Raw genomic sequence first — 26,942 nt, forward strand, 5'->3', positions numbered from 1 at the left:
CTTATGCCACAAGTATTAGAAGGGTTTAAAGTTACTATAGAAATATTTATAATGACTCTTATACTATCTATTCCACTAGGAGTAATAATAGCTCTAGGTAGAATTTCTAGAATAAAAATTTTAAAATCAATAACAGGAGCATATGTATTAATATTAAGAGGAACACCTTTATTACTACAAATTTTATTTATATTCTTTGGATTACCTTTATTAAATATAAGTATTCCAAGATTCCCAGCAGCAATTTTGGCAATAGTTTTAAATTATGGTGCTTATTTTGGTGAAATATTTAGAGCAGGAATACTTTCTATAGATAAGGGACAATTCGAAGGTGCTGAAGTACTAGGATTAAGTAAAAAAGATACTTTTTTTAGAATCATAATGCCTCAAGCATTAAAAAGAATATTCCCTCCTGTAGCAAATGAAGTTGTTACTTTAGTAAAAGATACAGCATTAGTATATGTAGTTGGGTTGGACGAGCTTTTAAAAGTTGCTAAGATAGCATCTAATAGATTATCTTCCATAATGCCTTTTGTAGTTGTAGGAATTGTTTATCTAATATTTAATGGTTTCTTAACTAAAGCATTAGAAGCTATAGAAAGAAAATTTAATTACTATCAGTAAGAGGAATATATAATAGGAGGTGTTTTTATGCTTAAAATTCAGAACTTGAAAAAAACTTTCGGGAAAACAGAAGTTTTAAAGGGAGTAGACTTAGAAATTAAAAGTGGTGAAGTAGTAGTTATAGTTGGCTCTTCAGGAGAGGGAAAAACTACACTACTAAGATGTATAAATGGCTTAGAGTTTTGTGACGAGGGTACAATAGAAATTGATAATAAATTTTTATGTAAAGATGGAAATTATAAAGAGAAGGCAGAATTTAATGAAGCAAGAAGAGAAATAGGACTAGTATTTCAAAATTTTAATTTATTTCCACATATGAGTGTTATAGAAAACTTAATTGAAGCTCCTAAAAGAGTTTTAGGACAATCAGAAGAAAAAGCAAATAGACATGCTTCAAAAATTTTAGAATTTTTAGGATTAAGTGATAAATTAAATAATTATCCTTATGAATTATCAGGAGGTCAAAAACAAAGAGTAGCAATAGGAAGGGCCTTAGCATTAAATCCTAAGTTAATGTGTTTTGATGAACCTACATCAGCTTTAGACCCAGGATTAACAGGAGAAGTTGCTAATTTAATAAGAGGTCTTGCTAAAGATGGCATGAGTATGCTTATAATAACTCACGATATGGCATTTGCAGAGAAGGTTGCGGATAAAATATATTCAATGAAAAATGGCATTTTAAATGAAGGAAACATTTTTTAGAATTGAGATTATAATTAATCATTATAGATAGAAATTAAGTTTAAAATTAGCATGAAATTTTTGATGATAAAGTAAAATAGGGTACATCTAAAGAAGATGACCCTATTTTAATTTTATAGTTAAGCATTCACTATTAATAATTATCTATGAATTTTTTTATCATTCATTCTAAAAAAGATTTTTACTACTTCATTTATTGCAAATGGAATTAAAGATATTAATATTACAATTCCCCAATCTTTAAAGGTTAAGGAGTATACTTTAAAGATATTAGCTGTAAATGGCACTGTAATTATTGTAAATTGTAATAAGATACCAAATAATAAGGAGGCTACTAACCATTTATTTTTAAACACTCCAACTTGGAATAATGACTTAGATTCATTTCTTACAGAGAAGGAATAAAATAATTGAGAAACACTAAGTACAACAAACGCCATAGTCTGTGCATGTCTTAAAGAATCAGGATATAGGTATTCACCTAATACAAAAGCAAATAGAGTTGTTGCCCCTATTAAAACTCCATTTATAATTAGCAATTTACCCATTCTTCCTGAAAATAAGCTTTCTTTTTCGTTTCTCGGTGGAATATCCATAACTCCCTTATCTCCAGGGTCTACTCCTAGTGAGAGAGCAGGGAAACTATCAGTAATTAAATTAACCCAAAGAATGTGTATTGGTAAAAGTGGTGATTCCCAATTAAGTAGTATAGCAAAGAATAAAGCAACTACTTCACCTAAGTTACAACTTAGCAAGAATAAAATAGACTTCTTTATATTATTAAAGATATTTCTTCCTTCTTCTACAGCTTTAACTATTGTTGTAAAGTTATCATCTGTTAAGACCATATCAGCAGCGCCCTTTGCAACATCGGTTCCTGTAATACCCATTGCAACTCCTATATCAGCACTTTTTAATGATGGAGCATCATTAACACCATCTCCAGTCATAGAAACGATGTTTCCATGAGTTTTAAATGCTTTTACAATTTTAACTTTATGCTCAGGTGACACACGTGCAAAAACTTTATAGTTATTAACTATCTTAGTGAATTCTTCATCTGAATAAGTATCTATTTCACTACCTGACATAGCTTCTGAAATATCATTAGCTATTCCAAGTTCCTTAGCAATAGCAACAGCAGTATTTTTATGATCACCAGTTATCATTATAGTTCTAATTCCAGCATTTTTACTAACCTGAATAGATCCCTTAACTTCTTCTCTTGGAGGGTCTATCATTCCCATAAGACCTACAAAAATTAAGTCCTTCTCTAGATCATCTATTGCAACATGTTCATTTTCTATAGTTTTATATCCTAAAGCTAAAACTCTTAATGCATCATCAGACATTGAATTTGAAGCCTTAAGAATTTTATCTTTTTCTTCTTTTGTAAACTCTTTAATTTCCCCATTTAATAATATTTTATTTGATATTTTTAAAATGCTATCTATGGCTCCTTTGGTGAAAACATTAAAGCCTTTATCATAAGTATTTACAGTGGTCATAAGTTTCCTATCAGAATCAAATGGAATTTCATTGACTCTCTTGTGGATATTGTTTAGCTCATCTTTAAATATATTAACTTTATTTCCAACATCAATTAACGCAACTTCTGTAGGATCACCTGTTTGAACTCCATCTTTTGAAGTGGAGTCATTACATAAAACCATACCATCAACTAAAAGTTTACTTTCATTATTATTAATGTCGATATCATCTAAGTTTTTAATTTCATAGTTAACGTAATATTTTTTAACAGTCATTTTGTTTATAGTAAGAGTACCAGTTTTATCAGAACAAATAATAGTTACAGAACCTAATGTTTCGACTGATGGAAGCTTTCTAATTATAGCATTTTCTTTTATCATTCTTTGAACTCCAAGAGCAAGTACGATAGCTACTATTGCAGGTAATCCCTCAGGAATAGCGGCAACTGCTAAGCTAATAGAAGTCATGAACATTTCAATAAAATCTCTGCCTTGAAACATAGAAACTATAAACATAATTATGGAGATACCAACAGCTAAAAATCCTAAATTTTTACCAAGTTGAGCTAATTTTTTTTGAAGAGGAGTTACATTTTCATCTTCGTTATCTAACATTTTAGCTATTTTACCAATTTGAGTATCCATACCTGTAGCTACAACTATGCCCGTTCCTCTACCATAAGTAGTGAGAGTAGACATAAATGCCATATTATGCTGATCACCAATTGGAACATCTTTTTCTTCTTTTATAACTTGAGAATTTTTTTCAGAAGGAACAGATTCTCCTGTAAAGGCAGATTCCTCAATTTTTAAATTTGCAGACTCTATTAATCTTAAGTCAGCAGGGATATATCTTCCTGCATCTATTATAGCTATATCTCCAACAACAACCTCTTCTGATGGGATTTCTATAATTTCACCATTTCTTTTTACTAAAGCCTTAGGGGTAGACATATTTTTAAGAGCTTCTAAGGCTTTTTCTGCTTTGGATTCCTGAATAACTCCAATTATAGCATTAATGAATATTACGATTAATATTATTATTGCATCACTAATTTCTCCTACTATAGCAGAAATTATTGCTGCAATTAATAAAATATAAATCATAACATCATTAATTTGAGCCAGAAAAAGTTGAAAAGTAGACTTTTTCTTTTTTCCTTGGAGTTTGTTTGGACCGTTTTTTTCTAATCTTGTTTTTACTTCTTCTGAAGAAAGACCATTAATCATATTAGATGATAATTCTTTTATTATTTCTTCAGAACCTTTATTAAACCACATTTAAATACCTCCAAACCTTCTAAAATTTGTAAAATTAAATTCCTTATATAAGTATAGCATAATTATTTTAATTAATATTAATACATGGAAAAAAAAGTGAGAAAAAAACTAGTTGTTAATGATATAATATTCTATAGAGAAAGGGTGAAGAATATGGAAATAAGTAGAGTAAATAGAAAAAGTCCTATTAAACAAGATAGAAGAGTAGTTGCAGAAAAAAAAGATTTTTCACAAAGTTTTAATCAAGCTAGGGAAAGAAAGTCAGAAGAGCAATTAAAGCAAATGATTGAAGAAATACATAAAAAGGGTAATAGATTAGTAATTACTAAAACATATGGGGATGTCGTAGCATATAAAAAGTTGATAAAAGAATATCTAGAGTCCATTTTAAGATTTATGTATGATACTAAAAAAGATATTAGCTTTTGGCAAACTCAATATTTTATAACAGTAGATACAATAGATGCAAAGCTTGAAGATTTAACTAAATCTTTTTTAACTGGAGAAGTAGATAACTTAAACATGGCAGCATCAATAGATGAGATTCAAGGATTAATAGTTGATATATATAGATAATATAAATAATAAAACTATAAATGATAAATCTCTTAAGCATAATATATTTAGTAATAGACAGATAATTTCAAAAATTTAAAGATTACTTGAAAATTATTATCAATAAGGCTATTATATAAATAATACATAGCAATAAAAGGAGGTATTTATGGTAAAAAGATTTATTAGTTATTATAAACCATATAAAAAGTTATTTTTCTTAGATATGTTTGCAGCACTTATAGCAGCAGCATGTGATCTTGTTTATCCTATGATGACAAGAACTTTAGTAAATGATAGTATTCCAAATAGAAATATAAGAATGCTAGTTATTTTTGGTGTTACTTTATTAGTTATATATATAATAAAAGCAGCTTGTGGATACTTTATGCAATATTATGGACATGTTATGGGTGTACATATGCAAGGTGATATGAGGAAGGATATGTTTTTACATCTTCAAAAATTACCTAATACTTATTTTGATAATAACAAAACAGGAGATTTAATGAGTAAGATGATAAATGATCTTATGGAAGTGTCAGAGCTTGCTCATCATGGTCCAGAGGATTTATTTATTTCTCTTGTAATGTTAATTGGATCATTTACAGTATTATGTACAATAAATATACCATTAACACTTATAATATTTGCATTTATACCATTTATAGTTTTATTTACATGGAAGCAAAAAAATAAAATGCTAAGTGCTTTTATGGAGACTAGGGTAGAAACATCATCAGTAAATGCTAATTTAGAAAACTCTCTTTCAGGAATAAGAATAACAAAGGCTTTTGTATCACATGACCATGAAATTGATAAGTTCCAAAATGGAAACAACAGATTTAAAAATGCTAGAGCAAGAGCATATAAGGTTATGGCAGAATATTTTGCAGGAGTAGGTTTTGGAATAGACATACTAGATTATGTGGTATTAATAGCAGGTGGTATATTTACATACTTTAATATTATAAACTTAGGAGATTTCTTTGCATATCTTTTATATATAAAATTATTTACTCAACCAATTAAAAAGCTAGTTAATTTTATGGAACAATATCAAAATGGAATGACTGGTTTTAAAAGATTTGTATCAGTAGTAAATGAGAATGTTGAAAAGGATGGAAGTTTAGAACTTAAGGATGTTAAGGGAAGTATAAAATTTGAAAATGTACATTTTAGTTATGATGAAAAGAATATTTTAGAAGGCATAGATTTAGAAATAGAAAAGGGCAAGATGTTAGCTTTAGTTGGGCCATCAGGTGGTGGAAAAACAACGTTTTGTAATTTAATTCCTAGATTTTATGATGTAACAGAAGGAAATATTTCTATAGATGGATTAAGTATTTATGATACTACTTTAGAGTCTTTAAGAAAAAATATAGGAATAGTTCAACAAGATGTATTTTTATTCACAGGTACAATAAAAGATAATATATTATATGGAAAACATGATGCAACTGATGAAGAAATTATAATAGCAGCTAAAAGAGCAAATATACATGAATTTATTATGAATTTACCAGAAGGATATGATACTTATATAGGAGAAAGAGGCGTTAAATTATCAGGAGGACAAAAGCAAAGAATATCAATAGCAAGAGTATTCTTAAAAAATCCACCTATTTTAATATTAGATGAAGCTACATCTGCATTAGATAATACAACAGAATATATGATACAAAAATCTTTAGAAGAGCTTTGCAATGGAAGAACTACTATAGTAGTGGCACATAGATTATCTACAATTAAAAATGCAGATGAAATTTTAGTATTGACAGATCAGGGAATTGAAGAAAAGGGAAGTCATGAAATACTTCTTGAAAAAGGTGGTATTTATAAAGAACTTTATGAATCTCAATTTGCACATTTAAAAAAATAATAAAATATATTAATTGGGGGAAAATAAAAGGGTAAAAGCACCCCTATAACCTATTGACTAAAAATGATAAATTGTGTAAAATTAATTGGAATAATACCCCATATGGGTATGATAGGAGGATAATTTATATGGTTCAACATATATCTGAAGTAGATTTTAATGAAGTGGTATTAAAATATGAAGGAGTTGTTTTAGTTGATTTTTGGGCAACTTGGTGTGGTCCTTGTAAAATGATAGCTCCTGTACTAGAAGAAGTAGCTAATGAAGTAAATAATGCTAAATTTGTAAAAGTGGATGTGGATCAAAATCCTAATTTAGCAAATAAGTATCAAATATCTAGTATCCCAACTTTAATGGTATTTAAAAATGGTGCTCCTGTAGACACTTTGGTTGGGTTTATGCCAAAGGACTCTTTAAAAGCTGCAGTTATTAAGCATCTGTAATTATAAAGAGGTAGAAAAGTGAGCGAAAGATATGATATTGCAATAGTGGGCAGTGGCCCAGCTGGTTTGTCAGCAGCTTTAAATGCAAAAATAAGAAATAAAAAGTTTATTATTTTTGGTTATAGTAATTTAACTAATAAGCTAGTTAAAGCCCCAAAAATTAATAACTATTTAGGCTTTTATGGAATGACTGGGGAACGCATTAAAGAAATCTTTCAAGAACATTTAAATGCTATGGATATTGAGATAACAGAAGAAAGAATTAATAGTATTTATGCAATGGGAGAGTATTTTGCTTTAATGGCTAATGATAAAACCTATGAAGCAAAATCAGTTATTATAGCAACGGGAATAGAATATACAAGGCCTATTGAAGGTGAAGAAAAGTACTTAGGTAAAGGTGTAGGGTACTGTGCAACTTGTGATGCACCTTTATATAAAGGAAAAGTAGTAACAATAATAGGGCATAATAAAGAGGCTGAAGAAGAGGCAAACTATGTTTCAGAATTAGCAGGCGAATTATATTATATTCCTATGTATAAGAATAATTATAAATTAAAAAACAATATAAAAATAATTGAAGATAAGCCTAAAGAAGTTGCTGGAGAGCTAAAGGTTAATAGATTAATTTTAAATAATACAGAGTTAGAAACTGATGCTGTATTTATATTAAAAGATTCCATATCTCCAGGGCAATTAGTACCAGGTTTAAAAATAGAAGATAATCACATTGCTGTTGATAGACTTATGAGAACTAATATACCAGGCTGCTTTGCAGCGGGAGATTGCGTAGGTAAGCCATATCAATATATAAAGTCAGCAGGTGAAGGGAATATTGCAGCACTTAGTGCAGTTAAATATTTAGATTCAATCTCTAAAAATAAATAAAGTTAAATTGAGTGTATAGTACTTAAAAAGTGCTATACACTTTTTTTATGTGGAGGAAAGTATAAAAGTTTGAAAATGTGATTATATAAGTTTTTAGTAATTTAATGTAGAAATGTAGATTTATTTCATACTTTCCGTACCTTTAGTTTGTATGTGGACATATATGATTAGACTTTTTATAATATGTACAAATTATTAAGTTTAAAGAAATTTAGACAAATAATAAATATTGTCTAAATACATTTTAATTTTAAGAAACTATAATATTAATTAGAAAGACAAACAATCTAGAAGGAAAGTTGAGGGATCATTTTATGAGTAAAAAAACAAAAAGAACTAACATAAATCCCCTATTAGCAGTAGGTGCAATTGCAGGGGCAGCTGCAGTAGCTACAGTAGCAGCTAAAAAATTAAAAAATAATGAAGAGAAAAAATCATCATTTGTAACTTTTACAGAAAATTTTGATGATAATAAGGAAAGACAAGTATACTTTGTTGGTGGAGGATTAGCATCATTAGCAGGAGCTGCATACTTAGTTAGAGATTGTAATTTTAAAGGTGAAAATATTCATATTATTGAGGGAATGCATATTTTAGGTGGAAGTAATGATGGTGCAGGTGATCCTGTAAATGGTTTTGTATGCCGTGGTGGTAGAATGTTAAATGAAGAAACATATGAGAACTTCTGGGAATTACTTAGAAGTGTTCCATCATTAGATATGCCTGGCATGAGTGTTACTGAAGAAATACTAAATTTTGATCATTTACATCCAACACATGCACAAGCTCGTTTAATTGATAAATTTGGTGTTATACAAGATGTAGAAGGTATGGGATTTAATAATGCTGATCGTATGGCACTTGGTAAATTAATGATTACTAAAGAAGAAAAATTAGATGATTTAACAATTGAAGATTGGTTTAAAGATACACCACATTTCTTTACAACAAACTTCTGGTATATGTGGCAAACTACATTTGCTTTCCAAAAATGGTCTAGTTTATTTGAATTCAAACGTTATATGGAACGTATGATATTTGAATTCTCACGTATAGAAACATTAGAAGGTGTTACTCGTACTCAATATAATCAATACGAATCAGTTATAGTTCCATTAAAAGCATATTTAGATGGATTTGGTGTTGACTTTAGCATAAATGCAACAGTAACTGATTTAGATTTTAAACCAGGTGAAGGAATAACAGTAACAGCTATTTATATAGAAGATGAAGAGGGAGAAAAAGTAATTGAACTTAAAGATGGAGATATATGTATTATGACTAATGCTTGCATGACAGATAGTGCAACACTAGGAGATCTTAATACTGCGCCTGAGTATAATCCAGACAAGCCAATATCAGGGGAACTTTGGTCAAAGGTTGCTAAAAAGAAACCAGGTCTTGGAAACCCAGAACCATTTTTTGGTCATCCAGATGAAACTAATTGGGAAAGTTTTACTGTAACATGTAAGGGAAATAAATTATTAAAGCTTATAGAACAATTCTCAGGAAATATACCAGGAAGTGGAGCTTTAATGACATTTAAGGATTCAAATTGGTTAATGAGTATAGTTGTTGCAGCTCAACCCCACTTTAAAAATCAACCAATGGATACAACTATATTCTGGGGATATGGACTTTATACAGATAAAATTGGAGACTATGTAAAGAAACCAATGAGAGAATGTACTGGTGAAGAATTATTAATTGAACTTTTACATCACCTACATTTCGAAGAGCAAATAGATGAAATTATGGATACAGTAGTAAATGTAATTCCATGTATGATGCCATATATTGATGCTCAATTCCAACCACGTAAAATGACTGATAGACCACAAGTAGTTCCACAAGGATCAACTAACTTCGCAATGATAAGTCAATTTGTTGAAATACCAGAAGACATGGTATTTACTGAAGAGTACTCAGTACGTGCAGCTAGAATTGCAGTTTACAAATTATTAAATGTGAAGGATAAAAGGATTATTCCAGTAACTCCTTACAAGAAAGATCCAAAAGTATTATTAAAGGCAGTTAAAAAATCTTATAGTTAGAATATTTTTATAAAGATGTCAGACTGAGTTATAAAGACAAAACAGAAATTTAGAATTGAAAATCATCCTATTAAGTAGATATATAATATTCTTAATAGGGTGATTTTTTTTATGATAATAAAAATAATTGAATATAGGACTAAAGAAGTTATGGCAGAGTTAAAGATTAATAGGTTAATTAAAAAATACAGAGTTAGAAAGGAATACTGAAACAAGGATTACAGTTTATAAATTATTAAGTGTAAAAGATAAAAAAGTAATTTCAGTAATTCTATAAAAGAAAGATTTAAAAGTTCTATTAAAGTTCCTTAAAAAATCTTCATGAAATGCTTTACATTAAAGCTGCTTTAAGGTTTATAATGTTAAAGTAAATTTATAAAAGCTTAAAGGAGGAAATTTATATGAAAAAAAGAATTTTATCATTATGCTTAGTAGGAATATTATCATTTATACCAGTAGGATGTGCCCAAAATAAAGCTAAAGAAACTAAAGGAACAAAACCAGTTGAAATTTATTTAACAAGACATGGTAAAACTATGTTAAATACAACAGATAGAATGCAAGGATGGTGTGATGCTCCACTTACAGAAGCAGGTATCGAAGTAGCTGAATACCTAGGAAAAGGACTTGATGCAGAGGGAATTAAATTCGATGCTGCTTATTCTAGTGATAGTGGACGTGCTATAGAAACTGCTAATATAGTCTTAGATAAAAGTGGACAGCCAGATTTAAAAGTAAATCAAAGTAAATATTTAAGAGAAGTATCTTTTGGAATTTATGAAGGAGAAAAAACTGAAACTGCATGGGCAGAAGTAGCAAAAGCTAACAATATGACTTTTGAGGAATTTATGGATACTTTCGATATGCCAAGAAATTTAGATATGAATGCAAAAATGCCAGAAAATGATATGGCTGAGAGTTCTGAAGAACTTGCAAATAGAGTAAAACCTGCAATGGATAAAATTGCAAAGGAAACAGAGGATAATGGTGGAGGAAAGGTATTAATTGTATCACATGGTATTACAATAATGAGTTTCTTAGAGCAAATAGCACCAGGAAGTACAGAGGAGCTTATTTCAGGATTAAAAAATGCCAGTGTATGTAAAGTTGTTTATCAAGATGGAAAATACACAGTAGAATCAGTAAATGATATGAGCTATGTAGAAAAAGGAAAAAGTGAAAAATAGCACTATAAATTTAGAATATGTTAAAAAGCTAAGACTTAATTATAAGTCTTAGCTTTTTATGCTGTGAAGATTATTGTAAGATATATAGAAATAATACAGTGGCAAAAGGGTGGTCCTTTCGCCACTGTATTATAGTAATGTAGGTACTTTGTTTTAAACAAAAGTACCTACACTACTATAATATAAATCAAATAATCTCAATCCAAGCCTGAAAATAATCATAAGGGTAATCAGAAGCTAAGTATTGAGCTAAAATTATCCCAGGTTTAGAATTAATTGAATTAATATAATCAAGATGCTTATCTAGAGTTGATTTATCAATAATATCATTTTTAACTGGTAAAAGACAAGTTATGTAAGTATGCGGATTATTATCATTTTCCCATAGAGCTTTTTTAGAGGTATCAGAACTATTTACTGAAATCGTACCATAATAATTTATACTACACTTGCTAAAGTCTGTTACAAAGGACAAAACATGTTGATTTTGAATGTACTCAAGTACGTTTTCTGTTTCACTTAAACGTAAGTGTACTATTTTATTAAATTTTGGAGTGGAGATTGAATAAGGCCTTTCTTGCAATTCCCTAAATAGTTGAATTTTTTCTAAAGAATAATTTATTTTATTTAAAGTTTTATTTAAATCTTCTATTTTATTTTGAATTTCAGTTTGCGATTCTTTTAATAATTCTTCGTTATCATCAATACCCATCTGCAATATATTTTTTAATCTTTTTATAGGTAGATTTAAGCTTCTATAGAACTTTATATCACAAATTTCAAGTAAATTATCTGTACTATATTCACGATAATCGTTTTCATCATTTCTTATAGAAGATATTAAGCCTTCACTTTCCCAGTACCTTAATGTTGATTTCGGAATACTAAAAAGTTTTGAAATTTTATCAATAGTATATGTTTTACTCATTTTTATCACCATACATTATTTTAACTTTTATACTTTATATAGTCAATTGAGCTAATAAAAATTAGATATAAAAAATTCGAAAGAAATGCTTTACATTAAAGTGGCTTTAAGGTTTATAATTTAATCAAATAAAGGAGGGAATTATTATGTTTTCAAAATTTCAAAGATTTCTAGAAAAATTTGTAGGGCCTATTGCCCAAAAGATGTCAGAAAATAAGGTTGTTCAGGCATTGACTAATGGTATGATGTCAGTATTACCAGTATCTTTAGGTGTTGCTTTTATAGCTATTGTAGGAAATTTGCCAATAGGTCCATGGCAAACATTATTAGAAAACTTAGGGTTAACGCAAGTAATCCAAGATTTACTTAATATTACTAATGGATTATATGCTATATATATTGTATGCACAATAGCATATGAAACGGCTAAAATTGAAGGTGAAAATCCTATTACTTCTTTAATTTTAAGTTTAGCTTTTTTCTTAATTTTAGCACCACAAAGTCAAATAGAATTAGCTCCAGGCGAGTATGCAGCATTTCTTAAAACTTCATCTATTGGAAGTGAAGGGATTTTTGTTGCAATGATTGTGGCAATATGTGTTACACGACTATATAGCTATTTAATGAAGAAAAATATAAAAATCAAGCTTCCAGATTCAGTACCACCAATGGTAACAGATTCATTAAGTCCAACTTTTGTTGCTATGATTATCTTTGTACTAGCATTTGCGGTTAAAGCGATATTTATATTTACACCATATGGAAATGCTATGGATTTTGTAAATGCTGTAATTACAAATCCAATTACTAATGTAGGTGTAACTCCATTGTCTATAGTACTAATATTTACTTTTGCTAATATACTATGGTTTTTTGGTGTTCATCCAAGTGCTATAATAAATATTTTTTATGCAGTTGCAGCACCAGTTTTAGTTGCAAATGTAGGAGCATTTTTAGCAGGAGAACCTTTACCATATTTAGAGATGTTATTTATGCTTAGTATACTTATGATTGGAGGTACTGGTAATACATTAGGACTTGCAATTAGTATGTTATTTGCAAAATCAGAGCGTTTTAAATCTATGAGAAAATTAACATTTATACCAAGTATATTTAATATAAATGAACCATTAATTTTTGGTATTCCAATTGTTTTAAACCCAATATTCTTTTTACCTTTAATATTATCAACTGCTTTAGGTGGAGGTATTATTCATATATTTTATAAAATAGGATTTTTAAACTTTTATAATCCAACTATTGAATTACCATGGGTAACACCACCAATTATTGTTGAATGGGTAGAAGGAGGATTCCGTTTTGCTTTTGTTATGGTTATAGTAATAGCAGCTTTAACATTATTATATTTACCATTTTTCAAAATGGCTGATGAAAAGGCTCTTCAAGAAGAGAGAATGCAAGCTCAAGAAGTAGGTGGGCAAGCTCAAGAAATAAGTGGGGAGGCCTAACCAGATGACTTTTCCAAAGGATTTTTTATGGGGAGGAGCTATTTCTGCAAATCAGTGTGAAGGAGCTTATGACGTTGATGGAAAAGGCTTAAGTAGTGCTGATATTGCAACAGTATGTAATCCCGAACATAAAAGAGAATATACAAAAGGAGTAATAGAGGGAAAATATTATCCATCTCATGAAGCTATAGATTTTTATAATAGATATAAAGAAGATATAGCAATGTTTGCAGAAATGGGTTTTAAATGTTTTAGATTTTCAATAAACTGGCCACGTATTTTCCCTAATGGAGATGAACTTGAACCAAATGAAGAAGGGTTAAAATTTTATGATTCTTTACTAGATGAATTAGATAAGTATGGAATAGAACCGATAGTAACAATTTCTCATTATGAGGTTCCTTATAATTTGGTTGAAAAATACCAATCATGGAAAAATAGAAAAATGATAGATTTCTACGTTAATTTTTGTGATACATTATTCAGAAGATATAAAGATAGAGTTAAATATTGGATGACATTCAATGAAATAAACGTAATAGGATACAAATCATTTTTTTCAACAGGAATTAATACAAACAACACTGAGTTAATAATGCAAATGGCTCATCATCAATTTGTAGCTAGTGCTAAGGCAGTATCATTAGCACATAGCATATCTAGCGATATGAAAGTTGGAATGATGCTTATGTATGGACCGTCATATCCTCGTACATGTAATCCATTAGATATTATGGAAGCTATAAAAGATGATGATGAAACTTATCATTATTCTGATGTACAAGTTAGAGGGAAGTATTCTAATAAATCAAAAAAAATATTTAAAAGCAATGGTATTAAAATAGTAATGGAGCCAGAAGATGAAGATATTCTAATGAAAGGGAAAGTAGATTTCATAGGCTTTAGCTATTATATGTCTTGGACATCTGGGATAGATGTTGAAGAAGTGAACGGAAATATGACTGAAGGTGGAGAAAATCCTTATTTAGAAAAGAGTCAATGGGGATGGCAAATAGATCCTGTCGGACTACGTATAAGTTTAAATAAGTTATATGAACGTTATGAAAAGCCTTTATTCATAGTTGAAAATGGATTAGGTGCGAAAGATATTCTTACTGAAGATGGTAAAGTACATGACGAATATAGAATAGAATATTTGAGAAGACATATACAAGAAATGGGACGTGCTATTAATGAAGATGGTGTTGACTTAATAGGATATACTCCTTGGGGATGTATTGACTTAATAAGTGCAAGTACAGGGGAAATGTCTAAGAGATATGGTATGATTTATGTAGATAAAGATGATAAAGGGAATGGAACATTAAAACGTTATAAAAAAGATAGTTTTTATTGGTATAAAAAAGTCATTCAAAGTAATGGAGAAATTTTATAATTTAGAAATTTAATTTAATAATAATTAATAAAAAATTTTGATATTATAAGTATAAATGAGGGGAATTAAAAATGTTTAAGAAAAGAAAGATTACGAATATATTAGCTGGTTTAACAATTTGCATTCTTGGTAGTGTGATAACAGGATGCGGCTCAGGAAATAAAAGTACACTGGATACTTCAAATGTAACACTTATAACTAAGGTTAGTCCATATGGTGAAGTGGGATATGCTATGGTTTGTGATTTTGGAGATACAGTTGATTCAAAATATTTAGATCCTAAAAATTTTAGTGTAGAAACAACTGTTGACAATAAAACTGAAACTAGAAATATTACAAGAGTATATACCAATAGTGAAATAGCTATATCAGATGAGTCAAAGGATGGAAAATATGTTGTAATTGAGTTAAATCCAGAAGATGCTAATGCGACAACACTTGGATTTAATGAAGAGGCATTTTTAAATTATAGAAATGAAATTAACTATACAGTAACTTTAAAATCTAATATAAAAACAAAAAATGGCAGTGAATTTAAGGATACATCTGATAAAGTTAAATATTCTAATATAGTTACTCCTGTTGCAGACGATTTTAAAAAATTAACTTATAAGGATGCATCTGGAAATACTATTAATTATGGATTATTCGAGCCAAAGAAAGAAGACGGAAAGAAATATCCATTAATATTATTCTTACATGGTTCAGGTGAAAGAGGTAGTGACAATCTTATGCATTTAATTGGAAATCAAGGTGCAACAGCTTGGGCAGAACCTGAACAACAAGCAAAAAATCCAGCATATGTATTAGCTCCACAAGCATTAGCTAAAGAAGAGTTAACAATGTATTGGGTAGAAGAGCCAAATTATACAACAGTATTAAACTTATTAAAAGAAACTATTGATAAGTATGATGTAGATAAAAATAGAATTTATGTTGTTGGAATGTCTAATGGCGGTATCGGAACTTGGAATATAATTGAAAAGAACCCAGACTTATTTGCTGCTGCAGTTCCTATTTGTGGTATTGGAGATGTTAGTAAAATGAACCTTAGAGACGAGTATAGGCCAGTAAGTGATTTTACTAATTTTGAAAAGATAAAGAATATGCCAATTTGGATTTACCATGCAGTTGATGATCCATTAGTCGATGTAAGATATAGTAGAGATGCTAAAAAAGTAATAGAAGAATTAGGTGGTGCTAAAGTTAAGTATACAGAATATCCAGAAGGTACTGTATTGCCAATGGGACATTTTTCTTGGGTTCCTGCACTGCAAGATCAAGAAATGATAAATTGGTTATTTAGTCAAGCAAAATAGAATTTACCTTTAGATTTTGAATTTTTAGACAAAAAATAGCATGTAGTACACAATGAATAGATTAAATATAGTAAGGTAATGGAGAGGAGTTTTAAATATGAAAAAGATACTTTTAGTTTGTAATGCAGGTATGTCAACAAGCTTACTAGTAAATAAAATGAAAGAAGCTATAGCAAATGAAAGTGAAGAATATCAAATAAATGCACATCCGATTTCTGAAGTTAAAGAGAAGGGAGCAGATTGCGATATTATTTTACTTGGACCACAAGTTAGATTCCAATTAAATAAGGTTAAAGAGATGTTACCAGGTAAAAAGATAATGGTAATTGATATGGCAGCTTATGGAACTATGAATGGAGCAAAGGTTGTTGCAGATGCAAAGAAAGAAATGGGGATATAAATAGTATGCAAAGCACAGAATTAATAAGCTTCCAAATTATTTCTGCCGTAGGAACAGCAAGAAGTATGTATATAGAAGCTATACAAGAGGCGAAAAAAGGAAACTTTCAAAAAGCACAAGAGTTAATAGATGAAGGCGAAAAAATATTCAATGAAGGACATCACTGTCATGGTGAGTTAATTCAACAAGAAGCTGCAGGAAATAAAACAGAATTTGAACTGTTATTAATGCATGCTGAGGACCAATTAATGGTTGCAGATGCTTTTAAAACAATTTCTGAAGAGTTTATAGAAGTTCACAAGGCTTTAAAAGGACAATAGATTATTGAAATCAGAAGCTAAAACAATATAGTATTTCATACAGTTAAAAATTTAAATATAAGAGAAACGAGACTATATATAAATTTATATAATTTATTAAATATTACTGGAAATTGTAATTTCCAGTAATATTTTTTAAAATAAGATAATTTATCTTTTTATTAATCATAAATTATAAATTTTCTAAATAAGGTTGATACACCATAAATGCATGATTTTCACATATATATTCATCTCTGATTTCATCACCATCTAGATTTAAAACTTTTCTATATATAATATTATTTCTAATATAATGCCCAAAAAAGCCAGGTGTTATAGAATGTTCTTTTTCATAAACTTCATATTCATAATTGCAAACTTCAGTAGAGCGCCATTCACCTATAAGATTATCTTTAGTAAGATACAGTTTCAGCTGATAAGGATTATTTGTAGTGTTTTTAATTTCTAAGTCTAAATAATTAAAGTAGCAAGTGGCACCAGAGCCAAAAGGTTGAGTTCTATTAATATCAGGGAAAACATCATGACTATGTCTATATCTTTCAGTAACAGCTAGAGGTGTATGAAGAGTAATCCAATAAAGTAAGTTAGATAATTGGCAAAGGCCTCCACCAACACCAGGTTTAAAATCTCCATTTGGGCAAAGAATTACACCATCCATATAACCTTTTCTATAAGTAGGCTTTCCAATAAGTTTCCAGTAAGAAAAATACTCTCCAGGCATAATAACAACGCCATCAAGCTTTTCTAATGCAAGCTTCAAATTTTCAATCTTATTATGCTGCAAATACATATCTACATTCTTTAGCTTTCTATAAAGAGGAGTGCTATGTTTAAAAATTATATGTTCTAATTGTTCTTTATAAATATTTTTACTATATGAATTTTTAGAGAACCACCAGTAAAAATACTTTCTCACCTTATAGTAAGTTTGTCCTAAAAACAATCTTAATCTACTACGATTAATAGTTTTTTTCTCAACATAGGACATAAATTTCCCTCCTAAAATATAATAAAATATCATTGTAAAATAATGGGAAAATATAAACAAGTAGTCATATTAAATAATTTAAGTCTTCATTTTGTAATCCATAGAAATAAAAATGGAAGTAATTCAGTATACTGAATTACTTCCATAATTATTTTGTTTTTTATATATTTATTTCATAATTATTTAGTTTCTTCACCCATTAGTTCACTTATAAGTTCTTTAACAGAAACTATTTTATTTATTCTATAGGCATTAGCACCACAGAAAACTAATCCATTTTCAAGATCTCCTTTAACTGCATTAATTAAAGCTAATGATATACAATATGGAGTATCTGCAGGATTACAAGGAATTAAACAATCATAACATTTAGTTATTTTAATTTTTCCCTTACTAACCCTTTGAGTAAATTCATTGAAAATAGCTCTTCCTGGCATTCCCACTGGACTTACAGTTATTTTAATATCTTCCTTCTTGCAGTTTACATATGCTTCCTTAAAATTAGGATGAGCATCGCATTCATGAGTTGCTACAAATCTAGTTGCCATTTGAACTCCACTAGCTCCAAGACTTAAGTATTTAATCATATCTTCATGAGTAAATACACCACCAGCAACTACAATAGGTATATTTGTGTTAAACTCATTTTCAAATATTTTGACTTCTTTCATTATATTTAAAACATTATTATCGAAGTTTTTAATTTCATCTTGTAGATTGTTAGCTTTAAATCCAAGATGACCTCCAGCCATTGGACCTTCAACGATTATTGCATCAGCAGTTCTATTAAAATGCTTTTTCCAATATCCTAAAATTACTCTTACAGCTTTTGAAGAAGAAACAATAGGAGCTATTTTTATAGAGCTTCCTTTTGTAATTTCAGGTAGATTTAGTGGAAGTCCAGCACCAGATATAATTAAGTCTGCTCCAGCTTCAATAGCAGTTTTTACATGATCAACATAATTATTCATGGCAACCATTAGGTTTACACCTATTATTCCATTTGAGCTTATTTCTTTAGCTCTTTTTATATGTTTTGATAAACCCCTAAGGTTAGCTTTTAATGTATTAGTTTCAAAATCATCTTCCATATAACCTGCATGAGCACCGGAGATAACACCGATGGCACCATTCTTTGCAACATTACCAGCAAGATTTGATAGAGATACTCCAACTCCCATTCCCCCTTGAATTACAGGGACTTTAGCTATTAAATTACCAATGATTAATGGTTTAATATTCATAATTTTACTCCTTTAAATTTACTAAATAATACTTTGATAATCAAAGTATTATTTAATAGTATAATCTAGAAATTTAAAAAATACAATAATTAAAAAAAAGTTACGAATCTTGACAAATTAAAAAAATGGTATTATTATGATGGTATTACTTTGATAGTCAAAATATTTGAGAGGTGATGAAAGAAGCGAAGAGACAAAAATATATATTTCAACCAACTTTTAGTTATTTAATTGGACTTATATTAACATCATATATACAAATATAAATTTAAAAAATAGTAACTTAATATACGAAAAAACTTTGATTATTAAAATATTTGATGAATACAATTTTATGTATTTAAATATCAAATTTTAGAAAGAGGCGTTAAATGAAAGGCGTAAAAGTAGTTGGATTAGGTCACTATTGTCCAGAAAACATTATTAGTAATAAAGATTTAGAGAATATAGTTGATACTACTGATGAATGGATAATAAAAAGAACAGGGATAAAAGAAAGAAGAATATCTACTGGAGAAGGAACTGTTGAATTAGCTTATAAAGCGGCTTTAGAAGCCTTAAAAAACAGCAATTGTAGTAAAGATGATATTGATTTAATAGTAGTAGCAACAACTTCACCAGATAAAATAATGCCATCTACAGCATGTAGTGTGCAAGGTCTTCTAGGTTGCAAAAATGCAGCAGCTTTTGATGTGTCAGCAGCGTGTTCAGGATTTGTATATTCCCTAATTGTGGCATCTAGTTTAATTAAAGGTACTGATAAAAAAAGAGCTTTAGTAATTGGATCAGAAGTTTTATCTAGAATAGTAGATTGGACTGATAGGGGAACCTGTATACTATTTGGAGATGGAGCTGGAGCAGCAGTAATTGAAATTTCAAATGATGAAGAAGGTATTATAAGCACCTGTTTTTCATCAGACGGAAATTTAGGAGAGAAAAGTTTAGTTGGAGGCCAATTAGAGCTTAATACACCTTTTGCAAAAGAAAAAAAATCTGAAAAAAGATATATAGAAATGAAAGGTGCAGAAGTTTTTAAATTTGCAGTATCAATATTACCTCAAATAGTGAATGAACTATTAGAAAAGGCAAATGAAGATATAGCAAATATAAAATATATAGTACCTCATCAAGCAAACTTAAGAATAATTGATGAGGCTGCAAGAAGATTAAAATTAGATAAAGATAAGTTTTATGTTAATGTTGATAAATATGGTAATACTTCAGCAGCAAGTATTCCAATAGCATTAAGTGAGCTTCTTGAAAAAGGTCTAATAAATAGAGGAGATAAAATAATTGTAGCTGCCTTTGGTGGAGGATTAACCTGGGCAGGAGCATTAATTAAATTTTAGGAGGATTTTAAAATGGTATTTGAAAAAATTAAAGGCATAGTAGTAGAACAATTAGGAGTTAACGAGGAAGAAGTAAAATTAGAAACTAGTTTCATAGAAGATTTAGGAGCAGATTCATTAGATTTATTCCAAGTTGTAATGGATCTTGAAGATGCATTTGATGTAAAGGTAGAAAATGTTGAAAATATTAAAACTGTAGGAGATGCAGTAAAGTATATAGAGAATGCTATAGAAAAATAGAGTGGAGGAAATCTCATGAACAATAATATTTGCAAATTGTTAAATATTAAATACCCTATTTTTCAAGGGGGAATGGCGTGGGTTTCAGATAGTTCTTTAGCAGCTGCAGTATCCAATGCAGGTGGACTTGGAATAATAGCAGGAGCAAATGCTCCTGCAAGTTTCGTAAGAGAAGAAATTAGAAAGACAAAAGAATTAACTGATAAACCTTTTGGACTTAATATAATGTTACTTTCAGAGAATGCAGGTGAGTTAGCTCAAATTGCAATTGAAGAAGGAGTTAAGGTTATTACAACTGGAGCAGGAAACCCAGGAAAGTACATTGAAAAATGGAAAGAAGCGGGAATAAAAGTTATTCCTGTAGTTGCATCAGTTGCATTAGCTAGAAGAATGGAAAGAGCAGGAGCAGATGCAATAATTGCAGAAGGTTGTGAAGCTGGAGGTCATATAGGAAAGTTAACAACAATGGTTTTAGTTCCTCAAGTTGTAGATGCAGTAAATATTCCTGTTATTGCAGCAGGTGGAATAGGTGATGGAAGAGGAATTGCAGCAGCATTTATATTTGGAGCAGGTGGAGTTCAAGTTGGAACAAGATTTTTAGTTGCAGATGAATGTAATATACATGATAACTATAAAGAAGCTGTAATAAAAGCTAAAGATATAGATACTGTTGTAACAGGTAGAATTACAGGACACCCAGTTCAAGTTATAAAAAATAAACTTGCAAGGGAATACTTAAACCTTGAAGGTAAGAACGCTTCGATAGAGGAATTAGGTGAGTTAGGAAAAGGGGCTCTTAGGAAAGCTGTAAAAGATGGTGATGTAGAAAGAGGATCTCTTATGGCAGGTCAAATTTCAGGAATGATTACAAAAAGACAAAGCGCTAAAGAAATTATAGAAGAAATGTTTATGGAATATGAAAAGATAAGAAAGAGCCTTTAAAGAGGAGGAAGTATGAAAACAGCATTTATTTTTGCAGGTCAAGGATCACAGTATATAGGAATGGGAAAAGAGTTATATGAAAACATTCCAAGATGTAAAGAAATTTTTGATAAAGCAAATGATATTTTAGGTTTTGATATAAAGGAATTAATATTTAATGGTAGTAAAGAAGAATTAGATATTACAGAAAATACACAGCCAGCGATTTTATTAACTTCAATTGCTGCTAAAGAAGCCTTTGAAGAAAAGGGCATTAAAGCAGATGTTGTTGCAGGCTTAAGCCTTGGAGAATATTCTGCTTTAGTAGCATCTAAAGCTTTAGATTTTGAAGAAGCTTTAGCTTTAGTTAAAAAGAGAGGAAAATTTATGCAAGAAGCAGTTCCAGTTGGAATTGGTTCAATGGTAGCAGTAATAGGATTATCCTTAGAAAAACTAAAGTCAGTTTTAGAAAAAGCAAGAGAAGAAGGCGTAGTAGAAATTGCAAATTACAATACAAATAATCAAATTGTAATTGGTGGAGAAAAAGAAGCAGTAGAAAAAGCTAAAGAGTTATGCTTAGAAGCAGGGGCTAAAAGGGCTATAGAATTAAAGGTATCTGGTCCTTTTCATACTTCCTTATTAGAAGAAGCTTCAATAAAACTAAAAAAAGAACTTGAAAATATAAAATTTAATGATCCTAGTATAAAAATTATATCTAATGTTACAGCAGACTTTATAGAAGATAAAACTAATATAAAAGAGTTACTTTTTAATCAAGTTAAATCATCCGTAAGATGGAGCGAAAGCGTAGAAAAAATGCTTGATATGGGTGTTGATACATTTGTAGAATTTGGACCTGGAAGAGTACTAAGTAGTTTTATAAAAGAAATAAGTAGAGAAAAAGGTTTAAAGGTAAGAATTTATAATGTTGAAGATATTAAATCCTTAGAAAAAACATTAGAAGGGATAGGTAGTTAAATGCTTAAAAATAAAAATGCAATAGTTACAGGCGGAACTAGAGGTATAGGAAGAGAGATAGCAAAGACATTAGCTGAAAATGGAGCTAATATTGCAATAAATTATAGAAATTATAATGAAGAAATAGAAAGTCTAATAGAAGAATTAAAAAGCTTTGGAGTAAAGGTATTAGCAGTTAAATGTGATGTAAGCAATGAAGAGGAAGTTAATAACTTTATAAAGGAAGTTAAGGATAACTTTGAAAGCATAGACATCTTAATTAATAATGCTGGAATAACTAAAGATGGATTAATTATAAGAATGAATGAAAAAGATTTTGATGATGTTATAAACGTAAACTTAAAAGGAACCTTTAACACAACAAAAGCTGTTTCAGCAGTAATGGTTAAGCAAAGATATGGAAAAATAATAAATATATCTTCTGTTGTTGGAGTAACAGGAAATGCAGGTCAATGTAATTATGCTGCATCTAAGGCTGGAGTTATAGGTTTTTCAAAATCTGTAGCAAGAGAGCTTGCAGCTAGAAACATAAATGTTAATGTTATTGCTCCAGGATATATAAATACAGATATGACAAAAGTACTACCAGATAGAGTTAAAGAAGAAGTTTTAAAAACTATTCCTATGAAAAAAATAGGAGAGCCTAAAGAAGTAGCTAATTTAGCTTTATTCTTATCATCTAATTTATCTGATTACATTACTGGTCAGGTAATAAATGTAGATGGTGGAATGGTTATGCTTTAAAAGGAGTGAATTTTTATGAAGAGAAGAGTAGTAATCACAGGATTAGGAGCTATAACACCAATAGGTAATTCAATAGAGAGTTTTTGGAATTCTGTTAAAGAAGGAAAAAATGGTATAGATAAAATAACATTTTTTAATACAGAGGACTTTAAGGTTAAAGTAGCAGCAGAGGTTAAAGACTTTAATGCTGAAGATTACTTAGGAAAGAAAGATGCTAAGAGGCTAGATAGATATACTCAATTAGCATTAGTAGCTTCTAAAGAATGTATTAAAGATAGTGAGATAGATTTAGATAATGTTGATAAAGAAAGATTTGGAGTAATATTTGGTTCAGGAATAGGTGGACTTTCTACGATAGAAAATCAAATAAAAACTTTAGTAGCTAAAGGCCCTAATAGAGTTTCGCCTTTAACTATACCAGCATCAATATCTAATATAGCAGCAGGATCCATAGCAATAGAATTTGGACTTTTAGGAACTTGTTTAAGTGTTACTTCAGCTTGTGCAACTTCAACTCATTGTATTGGGGAAGCATACAGAAGCATAAAGGATGGATATTTAGATAAAGCAATTGTAGGTGGATCAGAAGCATCTATCTGTGAATTTGGAATAGCAGGGTTTCAATCTTTAACAGCTTTAAGTAAAAGTGAAGATATTAATAGAGCATCTATACCTTTTGATAAAGACAGAAATGGTTTTGTAATGGGAGAAGGTGCAGGTGCATTAATTCTAGAAGATTTAGAAGGTGCTATTCAAAGAGGAGCAAAAATTTATGGAGAAGTTGTAGGTTACGGAACAACTTGTGATGCTTATCACATAACTTCACCAACTCTTGATGGAGATGGAGCTTATAGAGCAATGAGAGATGCGATGAAAGATGCCAATTTATCACCAAGTGAAATTGGATATATAAATGCTCATGGTACATCAACAGAAATAAATGATAAAGTTGAAACATTAGCTATAAAAAAAGCTTTTGGTGATTACTCAAAAGATGTCTATGTAAGTTCAACTAAGTCTATGACAGGACACTTACTTGGAGCAGCTGGAGCTGTAGAAGCAATAATTTCTATAAAAGCTTTAGAAAACAGTTTTATACCAGCAAATATAAATTATCTAAATCCAGACGAAGAATGTGACTTAAATTTAGTTGTAAATAATGGTAAGAATGAAGAGATAGAATATGCTATGTCTAATTCACTAGGTTTTGGTGGACATAATGGTACAGTTATATTTAAAAAATGGAGAGGAAGATAATAATGCTAAATTATGAGCAAATAAAAGAGTTAATAAAGTCAATAGATTCATCTTCCCTTAGAGTTTTTGAATTAGAAAGTGAAGGAATTAAATTAAAGCTTAGCAAAAATGAAGAAGGCTTTAAGGAAAGTTCAAAAGAAAACAAAAAAGAAACCCAAAAAGAATTTAAAGCTTCTGAAAATAATTCAATAATAGTAAACAACAAAACTGAAATAAAAGAAGAAGCTAATATAGAGTCTATCAAAGATGAAAACTTAAAAGTAGTTAAATCACCTTTAGTAGGCACATATTATTCATCAGGAACTCCAGGGGGAAAACCTTATGTTGAAGTAGGAACTAAGGTTAAGAAAGGCGATGTTCTTTGTATAGTAGAGGCTATGAAAATAATGAATGAAATTACCTCTGAACATGATGGAGAAATAGTAGAAGTCTTAAGAAGTGATGAAGACATTGTGGAGTTTGGAATGGAATTATTTAAAGTAAAGTAGGTATAGAGATATGGATATAAAAGAAATTATGGAAATAATTCCTCATAGATACCCATTTTTATTATTAGATAGGGTTGAAAGCTTAGAGGATAACAAAATAGTAGCAATAAAAAATGTAACTATGAATGAGTACTTTTTCCAAGGACATTTTCCAGTAGAGCCAGTTATGCCAGGGGTTTTAATTGTAGAAGCACTTGCACAAGCTGGAGCAGTAGCTCTTTTAAAAAGAGAAGAGTTTAAAGGAAAAATTGCATACTTTGGTGGAATAAATAACGCTAAATTTAGAAAAAAAGTTGTGCCTGGAGATACTCTAAAACTAGAAGTGGAGCTTACTAAAATAAGAGGTGCAGCAGGTATAGGAAAAGGAATTGCTTATGTAGATGGTAAAAAGGTCTGTGAAACAGAATTAACCTTTATGGTAGGATAGTAAAGAGGTGTTTTTATGATTAGAAAGGTTTTAATAGCTAATAGAGGAGAGATAGCAGTTAGAATAATAAGAGCTTGCAAAGAGCTTGGAATTAAAACTGTAGCTATTTACTCAGAAGCTGATAAAGATGCTATGCATACACAGCTTGCAGATGAAGCTATTTGTGTTGGAAAGCCTAGATCAAAGGACTCATATTTAAATGAAAGCAATATTATAAGTGCAGCAGTTATAACAAAATGCAATGCAATTCATCCAGGGTTTGGTTTTTTATCTGAAAATGCTGAATTTGCATCTATATGTGAGGAGTGCAATATAAAATTTATTGGACCAAACAGTAAGACTATAGGCATTATGGGAGATAAATCAAGAGCAAGAGAAATTATGAAAAGTGCTAATGTTCCAGTAATCCCAGGAAGTAATGGTATAGTTAAAAGCATTGAGGATGCATATATAGAAGCTAAAGAAATAGGTTATCCAGTAATGATAAAAGCAGCCTTAGGAGGTGGTGGTAAAGGTATTAGAATAGTTCATAAAGAAGAAGAACTTGAAAATGCTTATTTTACTGCCAAATCAGAAGCTAAAACAAATTTTGGTGATGATACAGTATATATTGAAAAATTTATAGAAAATCCAAGACATATAGAATTTCAAATTTTAGGTGATGAATATGGAAATATAATTTACCTAGGAGAAAGAGATTGTACTATACAAAGAAGAAATCAAAAGGTCTTAGAAGAAGCCCCATCATCTATATTAGAAGATAAGCTAAGAGAAGAAATGGGGAAAGTAGCAATTAATGCAGCAAGGGCTGTAAATTATGTAAATGCAGGAACTATAGAGTTTCTAGTAGATAAGCATAGAAACTTTTATTTTATGGAGATGAATACAAGAATTCAAGTAGAACATCCAGTTACAGAAATGATAACATCAGTAGATATTGTAAAAGAACAAATAAAAATTGCAAATGGAGAAGAATTAAGTATTTCTCAAGAGCAAGTAGAAATAAAAGGTCATGCAATAGAATGTAGAATAAATGCAGAAAATCCTAAAAAGGGATTTGCACCTTCTCCAGGGAAAATAGAATTTTTAAATTTACCTGGAGGTAATGGAATAAGAGTAGATACGGCAGTCTATTCAGGATATACAATTCCACCTACTTACGATTCAATGATAGCAAAGTTAATAGCTCATGGTAAAGATAGAGAAGAAGCAATTAATAAGATGCTTAGAGCCTTAGATGAATTTGTAATTGAGGGAATTGATAATAACATAGAATTCCAAATAGAAATTTTAAATAACGAAAAATTTCGCTTAGGGGACTTCGATACTAGTTTCATAAGCAAAGAATATAATTTATAGTTG

Annotated in this window: 26 protein-coding genes; 22 read left to right on the forward strand and 4 right to left on the reverse strand. The window is 29.7% G+C overall.

Annotated elements, in window-relative coordinates; all coding sequences use genetic code 11:
* Nucleotides 1-3: 3 nt before the first annotated feature.
* Nucleotides 4-624, forward strand: coding sequence for an amino acid ABC transporter permease (locus ACYUEX_RS05515; RefSeq protein WP_460287063.1), 621 nt, complete (start codon nt 4-6; stop codon nt 622-624).
* A gap of 27 nt (nt 625-651) precedes the next feature.
* Nucleotides 652-1,329: an amino acid ABC transporter ATP-binding protein gene (locus ACYUEX_RS05520; RefSeq protein ID WP_460286911.1), complete on the forward strand. Its 678-nt coding sequence runs from the start codon at nt 652-654 to the stop codon at nt 1,327-1,329.
* Nucleotides 1,330-1,469: 140 nt separating this feature from the next.
* Here ACYUEX_RS05520 and ACYUEX_RS05525 read toward each other — a convergent pair whose 3' ends face one another.
* Nucleotides 1,470-4,100 carry a calcium-translocating P-type ATPase, PMCA-type gene (locus ACYUEX_RS05525; protein WP_460286912.1) on the reverse strand — a complete coding sequence of 877 codons (2,631 nt, stop codon included), beginning with the start codon at nt 4,098-4,100 and terminating at the stop codon, nt 1,470-1,472.
* A 153-nt stretch (nt 4,101-4,253) separates the two neighbouring features.
* Between ACYUEX_RS05525 and ACYUEX_RS05530 the strand changes: the two genes are divergently transcribed.
* The 6 genes from ACYUEX_RS05530 (at nt 4,254) to ACYUEX_RS05555 (ending at nt 11,109) form a co-directional block, all read left to right on the forward strand.
* Nucleotides 4,254-4,676 carry a YaaR family protein gene (locus tag ACYUEX_RS05530; RefSeq protein ID WP_460287064.1) on the forward strand — a complete coding sequence of 141 codons (423 nt, stop codon included), beginning with the start codon at nt 4,254-4,256 and terminating at the stop codon, nt 4,674-4,676.
* A 148-nt stretch (nt 4,677-4,824) separates the two neighbouring features.
* Nucleotides 4,825-6,537, forward strand: a complete 1,713-nt coding sequence (locus ACYUEX_RS05535; protein WP_460286913.1) for an ABC transporter ATP-binding protein — start codon at nt 4,825-4,827, stop codon at nt 6,535-6,537.
* A gap of 128 nt (nt 6,538-6,665) precedes the next feature.
* Nucleotides 6,666-6,980 (forward strand): thioredoxin, encoded by a 315-nt coding sequence (trxA, locus tag ACYUEX_RS05540; protein WP_460286914.1) that lies wholly within the window; start codon nt 6,666-6,668, stop codon nt 6,978-6,980.
* 18 nt (nt 6,981-6,998) lie between these two features.
* Nucleotides 6,999-7,868, forward strand: coding sequence for an NAD(P)/FAD-dependent oxidoreductase (locus ACYUEX_RS05545; RefSeq protein WP_411168554.1), 870 nt, complete (start codon nt 6,999-7,001; stop codon nt 7,866-7,868).
* A 314-nt stretch (nt 7,869-8,182) separates the two neighbouring features.
* Nucleotides 8,183-9,922: an oleate hydratase gene (locus tag ACYUEX_RS05550; RefSeq protein WP_460286916.1), complete on the forward strand. Its 1,740-nt coding sequence runs from the start codon at nt 8,183-8,185 to the stop codon at nt 9,920-9,922.
* A gap of 401 nt (nt 9,923-10,323) precedes the next feature.
* Nucleotides 10,324-11,109, forward strand: coding sequence for a histidine phosphatase family protein (locus ACYUEX_RS05555; RefSeq protein WP_460286919.1), 786 nt, complete (start codon nt 10,324-10,326; stop codon nt 11,107-11,109).
* A 187-nt stretch (nt 11,110-11,296) separates the two neighbouring features.
* Here ACYUEX_RS05555 and ACYUEX_RS05560 read toward each other — a convergent pair whose 3' ends face one another.
* Nucleotides 11,297-12,037, reverse strand: a complete 741-nt coding sequence (locus tag ACYUEX_RS05560) for a MerR family transcriptional regulator (protein ID WP_460286921.1) — start codon at nt 12,035-12,037, stop codon at nt 11,297-11,299.
* Between the two features lie 146 nt (nt 12,038-12,183).
* Between ACYUEX_RS05560 and ACYUEX_RS05565 the strand changes: the two genes are divergently transcribed.
* The 5 genes from ACYUEX_RS05565 to ACYUEX_RS05585 all read left to right on the forward strand — a co-directional run bounded on the left by ACYUEX_RS05565 (nt 12,184) and on the right by ACYUEX_RS05585 (nt 16,941).
* Nucleotides 12,184-13,506 carry a PTS sugar transporter subunit IIC gene (locus ACYUEX_RS05565; protein WP_460286924.1) on the forward strand — a complete coding sequence of 441 codons (1,323 nt, stop codon included), beginning with the start codon at nt 12,184-12,186 and terminating at the stop codon, nt 13,504-13,506.
* A gap of 4 nt (nt 13,507-13,510) precedes the next feature.
* On the forward strand, nt 13,511-14,902 hold the full coding sequence (locus ACYUEX_RS05570; protein ID WP_460286925.1) for a glycoside hydrolase family 1 protein: 1,392 nt from the start codon (nt 13,511-13,513) through the stop codon (nt 14,900-14,902).
* 71 nt (nt 14,903-14,973) lie between these two features.
* The gene (locus ACYUEX_RS05575; RefSeq protein ID WP_460286926.1) at nt 14,974-16,221 is read left to right on the forward strand and encodes a prolyl oligopeptidase family serine peptidase; all 1,248 of its coding nucleotides are present in this window, start codon (nt 14,974-14,976) and stop codon (nt 16,219-16,221) included.
* A gap of 97 nt (nt 16,222-16,318) precedes the next feature.
* A complete protein-coding gene (locus ACYUEX_RS05580) occupies nt 16,319-16,621 on the forward strand; it encodes a PTS sugar transporter subunit IIB (RefSeq protein ID WP_460286927.1) in 303 nt (100 codons plus the stop codon).
* A gap of 5 nt (nt 16,622-16,626) precedes the next feature.
* Entirely contained in the window at nt 16,627-16,941 is a 315-nt protein-coding gene (locus ACYUEX_RS05585; protein WP_411168546.1) for a PTS lactose/cellobiose transporter subunit IIA, read from the forward strand.
* A 172-nt stretch (nt 16,942-17,113) separates the two neighbouring features.
* Here the strand turns inward: ACYUEX_RS05585 and ACYUEX_RS05590 are convergent, their stop codons facing one another.
* Both ACYUEX_RS05590 and ACYUEX_RS05595 read right to left on the reverse strand, forming a co-directional pair.
* Nucleotides 17,114-17,932 carry a VanW family protein gene (locus ACYUEX_RS05590; protein WP_460286928.1) on the reverse strand — a complete coding sequence of 273 codons (819 nt, stop codon included), beginning with the start codon at nt 17,930-17,932 and terminating at the stop codon, nt 17,114-17,116.
* 179 nt (nt 17,933-18,111) lie between these two features.
* Nucleotides 18,112-19,176: an NAD(P)H-dependent flavin oxidoreductase gene (locus tag ACYUEX_RS05595; RefSeq protein ID WP_460286929.1), complete on the reverse strand. Its 1,065-nt coding sequence runs from the start codon at nt 19,174-19,176 to the stop codon at nt 18,112-18,114.
* Between the two features lie 371 nt (nt 19,177-19,547).
* Here ACYUEX_RS05595 and ACYUEX_RS05600 point away from each other — a divergent pair, with 371 nt between their 5' ends.
* Genes ACYUEX_RS05600 through ACYUEX_RS05640 form a run of 9 tightly spaced genes read left to right on the forward strand, consistent with a single transcriptional unit; the run spans nt 19,548 to nt 26,939 of the window.
* Nucleotides 19,548-20,525: a beta-ketoacyl-ACP synthase III gene (locus tag ACYUEX_RS05600; RefSeq protein WP_460286930.1), complete on the forward strand. Its 978-nt coding sequence runs from the start codon at nt 19,548-19,550 to the stop codon at nt 20,523-20,525.
* Nucleotides 20,526-20,537: 12 nt separating this feature from the next.
* A complete protein-coding gene (gene acpP / locus ACYUEX_RS05605) occupies nt 20,538-20,765 on the forward strand; it encodes an acyl carrier protein (RefSeq protein WP_322458835.1) in 228 nt (75 codons plus the stop codon).
* 15 nt (nt 20,766-20,780) lie between these two features.
* Nucleotides 20,781-21,707, forward strand: a complete 927-nt coding sequence (fabK, locus tag ACYUEX_RS05610) for an enoyl-[acyl-carrier-protein] reductase FabK (protein ID WP_411168542.1) — start codon at nt 20,781-20,783, stop codon at nt 21,705-21,707.
* A 12-nt stretch (nt 21,708-21,719) separates the two neighbouring features.
* Nucleotides 21,720-22,664 (forward strand): ACP S-malonyltransferase, encoded by a 945-nt coding sequence (fabD, locus tag ACYUEX_RS05615; protein ID WP_460286932.1) that lies wholly within the window; start codon nt 21,720-21,722, stop codon nt 22,662-22,664.
* On the forward strand, nt 22,665-23,408 hold the full coding sequence (gene fabG / locus ACYUEX_RS05620) for a 3-oxoacyl-[acyl-carrier-protein] reductase (RefSeq protein WP_460286933.1): 744 nt from the start codon (nt 22,665-22,667) through the stop codon (nt 23,406-23,408).
* Nucleotides 23,409-23,423: 15 nt separating this feature from the next.
* Nucleotides 23,424-24,665, forward strand: a complete 1,242-nt coding sequence (gene fabF, locus ACYUEX_RS05625) for a beta-ketoacyl-ACP synthase II (RefSeq protein WP_460286934.1) — start codon at nt 23,424-23,426, stop codon at nt 24,663-24,665.
* Nucleotides 24,650-25,153, forward strand: coding sequence for an acetyl-CoA carboxylase biotin carboxyl carrier protein (gene accB / locus ACYUEX_RS05630; protein ID WP_460286935.1), 504 nt, complete (start codon nt 24,650-24,652; stop codon nt 25,151-25,153). The genes fabF and accB overlap by 16 nt, the downstream gene beginning before the upstream one ends.
* A 10-nt stretch (nt 25,154-25,163) precedes the next feature.
* Nucleotides 25,164-25,580, forward strand: a complete 417-nt coding sequence (gene fabZ / locus ACYUEX_RS05635; protein ID WP_411168537.1) for a 3-hydroxyacyl-ACP dehydratase FabZ — start codon at nt 25,164-25,166, stop codon at nt 25,578-25,580.
* A gap of 15 nt (nt 25,581-25,595) precedes the next feature.
* Nucleotides 25,596-26,939, forward strand: coding sequence for an acetyl-CoA carboxylase biotin carboxylase subunit (locus ACYUEX_RS05640; protein WP_411168536.1), 1,344 nt, complete (start codon nt 25,596-25,598; stop codon nt 26,937-26,939).
* Nucleotides 26,940-26,942: the final 3 nt, after the last annotated feature.

It is taken from the genome of Clostridium sp. CTA-7 (assembly GCF_054768095.1).

Excerpts from the sequence above, each read along its gene's own strand:
- fabZ (WP_411168537.1), top strand. The coding sequence starts at position 25,164 with ATGGATATAAAAGAAATTATGGAAATAATTCCTCATAGATACCCATTT.
- ACYUEX_RS05515 (WP_460287063.1), top strand. The coding sequence starts at position 4 with ATGCCACAAGTATTAGAAGGGTTTAAAGTTACTATAGAAATATTTATA.
- acpP (WP_322458835.1), top strand. The coding sequence starts at position 20,538 with ATGGTATTTGAAAAAATTAAAGGCATAGTAGTAGAACAATTAGGAGTT.
- ACYUEX_RS05640 (WP_411168536.1), top strand. The coding sequence starts at position 25,596 with ATGATTAGAAAGGTTTTAATAGCTAATAGAGGAGAGATAGCAGTTAGA.
- ACYUEX_RS05530 (WP_460287064.1), top strand. The coding sequence starts at position 4,254 with ATGGAAATAAGTAGAGTAAATAGAAAAAGTCCTATTAAACAAGATAGA.
- fabF (WP_460286934.1), top strand. The coding sequence starts at position 23,424 with ATGAAGAGAAGAGTAGTAATCACAGGATTAGGAGCTATAACACCAATA.
- fabD (WP_460286932.1), top strand. The coding sequence starts at position 21,720 with ATGAAAACAGCATTTATTTTTGCAGGTCAAGGATCACAGTATATAGGA.
- accB (WP_460286935.1), top strand. The coding sequence starts at position 24,650 with ATGGAGAGGAAGATAATAATGCTAAATTATGAGCAAATAAAAGAGTTA.
- ACYUEX_RS05550 (WP_460286916.1), top strand. The coding sequence starts at position 8,183 with ATGAGTAAAAAAACAAAAAGAACTAACATAAATCCCCTATTAGCAGTA.
- ACYUEX_RS05535 (WP_460286913.1), top strand. The coding sequence starts at position 4,825 with ATGGTAAAAAGATTTATTAGTTATTATAAACCATATAAAAAGTTATTT.
- ACYUEX_RS05570 (WP_460286925.1), top strand. The coding sequence starts at position 13,511 with ATGACTTTTCCAAAGGATTTTTTATGGGGAGGAGCTATTTCTGCAAAT.
- fabK (WP_411168542.1), top strand. The coding sequence starts at position 20,781 with ATGAACAATAATATTTGCAAATTGTTAAATATTAAATACCCTATTTTT.
- ACYUEX_RS05580 (WP_460286927.1), top strand. The coding sequence starts at position 16,319 with ATGAAAAAGATACTTTTAGTTTGTAATGCAGGTATGTCAACAAGCTTA.
- fabG (WP_460286933.1), top strand. The coding sequence starts at position 22,665 with ATGCTTAAAAATAAAAATGCAATAGTTACAGGCGGAACTAGAGGTATA.
- ACYUEX_RS05555 (WP_460286919.1), top strand. The coding sequence starts at position 10,324 with ATGAAAAAAAGAATTTTATCATTATGCTTAGTAGGAATATTATCATTT.
- ACYUEX_RS05590 (WP_460286928.1), bottom strand. The coding sequence starts at position 17,932 with ATGTCCTATGTTGAGAAAAAAACTATTAATCGTAGTAGATTAAGATTG.
- ACYUEX_RS05560 (WP_460286921.1), bottom strand. The coding sequence starts at position 12,037 with ATGAGTAAAACATATACTATTGATAAAATTTCAAAACTTTTTAGTATT.
- ACYUEX_RS05595 (WP_460286929.1), bottom strand. The coding sequence starts at position 19,176 with ATGAATATTAAACCATTAATCATTGGTAATTTAATAGCTAAAGTCCCT.
- ACYUEX_RS05520 (WP_460286911.1), top strand. The coding sequence starts at position 652 with ATGCTTAAAATTCAGAACTTGAAAAAAACTTTCGGGAAAACAGAAGTT.
- ACYUEX_RS05585 (WP_411168546.1), top strand. The coding sequence starts at position 16,627 with ATGCAAAGCACAGAATTAATAAGCTTCCAAATTATTTCTGCCGTAGGA.
- ACYUEX_RS05575 (WP_460286926.1), top strand. The coding sequence starts at position 14,974 with ATGTTTAAGAAAAGAAAGATTACGAATATATTAGCTGGTTTAACAATT.
- trxA (WP_460286914.1), top strand. The coding sequence starts at position 6,666 with ATGGTTCAACATATATCTGAAGTAGATTTTAATGAAGTGGTATTAAAA.
- ACYUEX_RS05600 (WP_460286930.1), top strand. The coding sequence starts at position 19,548 with ATGAAAGGCGTAAAAGTAGTTGGATTAGGTCACTATTGTCCAGAAAAC.
- ACYUEX_RS05565 (WP_460286924.1), top strand. The coding sequence starts at position 12,184 with ATGTTTTCAAAATTTCAAAGATTTCTAGAAAAATTTGTAGGGCCTATT.
- ACYUEX_RS05525 (WP_460286912.1), bottom strand. The coding sequence starts at position 4,100 with ATGTGGTTTAATAAAGGTTCTGAAGAAATAATAAAAGAATTATCATCT.